This is a genomic window from Leptobacterium meishanense, assembly GCF_037645805.1.
Classification (GTDB): domain Bacteria; phylum Bacteroidota; class Bacteroidia; order Flavobacteriales; family Flavobacteriaceae; genus Leptobacterium_A; species Leptobacterium_A meishanense.
Genome location: NZ_JBBEXE010000018.1, coordinates 1 through 1,822, shown reverse-complemented (window position 1 = coordinate 1,822; position 1,822 = coordinate 1). Strand labels below are relative to the sequence as shown.

General features: G+C 48.1%; 1 protein-coding gene. It reads right to left on the bottom strand.

Features of this window, described 5'->3' with window-relative positions; genetic code table 11:
- Window positions 1-5 precede the first annotated feature (5 nt).
- On the bottom strand, window positions 6-1,688 hold the full coding sequence (locus WBG21_RS11200; protein ID WP_340077918.1) for a gliding motility-associated C-terminal domain-containing protein: 1,683 nt from the start codon (window positions 1,686-1,688) through the stop codon (window positions 6-8).
- Window positions 1,689-1,822 lie beyond the last annotated feature (134 nt).

Here is a 1,822-nt window from a genome sequence, read left to right as displayed (position 1 = left end):
CTATCTTATCTATTCAAATATACCCATCCATCAATAGGTTCCCGCTCCCCATCGTTAAACTCTATAATGTAAAAATACGTCCCTACTGGTACCCCTTCATTACTACTCACCGTCAAACCATTGTTCGAAGTACCGTCCCACCACTGTGGCGTACTACTACCATCATGTCGGTAATCATATACCTTACTACCATACTGATTGAAAATCTGCATTCGGAAGTTCGGGAAACTTGCCAATATAGGGATCTCAAAGGTGTCATTAAAGCCATCGCCATTGGGGGAAAAGGCATTCGGGAACACAAAACAGCTGTTTTCATCTAAGTAATCTGCAGTACCATCCCTATCACAGTCATCATCAAACCAGTCACCATTACGGTTGGTGTCTTCCTCTGCTGTCGGAACACCATCGCCGTCATCATCAGGGTCGAGATAGTCAGGAATGCCATCTCCATCTGTATCGGTTGGTTGTTCTTCTACGTCCAACACACCGTCATCATCACAATCAGGGTCTAAATTAATCGTTACTGCCAAACGGATACTGCTTACACACCTACTGGGAAGGGTATCGTCTGTGGCTTCTGCGTAGTAGGTGGCCCCGTCTGTCAATGGGGTGGCCGGGTCCACTACATTGCCTCCGGTGGGGGCATCATACCATACTATGGTTGTCCCGGAGACTGTCGTGGCTTCTATATCGGCTACTGTAGGGTTGTCCCCTATACAGGGTTCCTGTAATGTATCGCCGACAGGGGTTGGGGGGGCACATACACGGGCGAGCGTGAACACGCCATAGCTGATGGGGGTCGTAGTTATTGTATTGTTGGTCATGTTTATTGTACCGCCTTGGTCGATCCATTGGGTGCCGTCCCATAGGGCAATGGTCAAGGTCGTAGGGTCAGCTGTCAAGGTGCTCGGTGTGGTCGGTACCGTAGTGTCCCAGCTTAAGGTGATGGATACATTGGTGCTGCCGTTTAACTGGTCGATCTCCCAATATTCTTGGGCATCTATCTCTTCTAATATGGCTTCCCGCTGGGCTGTGTCATAGCCATCTATAGTCGGGTCAGTGAAATGATACTGGGCCTGGTATGCTTCGGTGGTAGCACCCGGGGCACTGATCCCCGCAGGACGGTAGGTGTAACTGCCTCCGGTCTGGTCGCCTATCGGAAAGGTAAAGGCATCGTTACCGGTCTTGTGCACTGGGCCGTCAACAAAACTGGCATTCCCCGTACTGCTGTGGGTGGCATTGTCCTGGAATTGCAAAAGGCCACTGGCAACCGGGTCATCGGCATCTACCACCCCGTCCATAAAGTCCAGGTTACCAAATACCACAATATCGGTGTTCAGTATTATTGAAGGGGGCGCGGAGGGGTTATTGATCGTTATGTTGTAAAATTCACTGGTAATACCTACCCCGCTTAAGGTCTGGGGGCTCGTGCTGATATAATAAGTCTGCCCAGTGGTGGTGCCAGGGGTGAAGTTCACCTCATTGTCATTGGTCCAATTGCCATAGTAATAGATCTCTCCATTGTTTACCTGGGTGCCGCTATTGGTGTAATTGCTGAATATGCTCATCACTCCTCCACTACCATTGTACTGGATCCCCAAGTTGTGGTGCTGGGAATATAGTACAGACACTCCAAACATTGTTAGGACCGTTGTAATTAATAGTATGTGGATTGTACGTTTTTGCATAAAGGCTATTGTTGCTTATTCTTTGTCTGTTAATGACCCTCCTTTTGATGAAGACCTTAATAAGAATCGTATCTCTTCTATCGCTCCTTCTAATTCCCTGATCTTTATTCGACTCTCCGTTAATTCAGATTTTA

Excerpts from the sequence above, each read along its gene's own strand:
- WBG21_RS11200 (WP_340077918.1), bottom strand. The coding sequence starts at position 1,688 with ATGCAAAAACGTACAATCCACATACTATTAATTACAACGGTCCTAACA.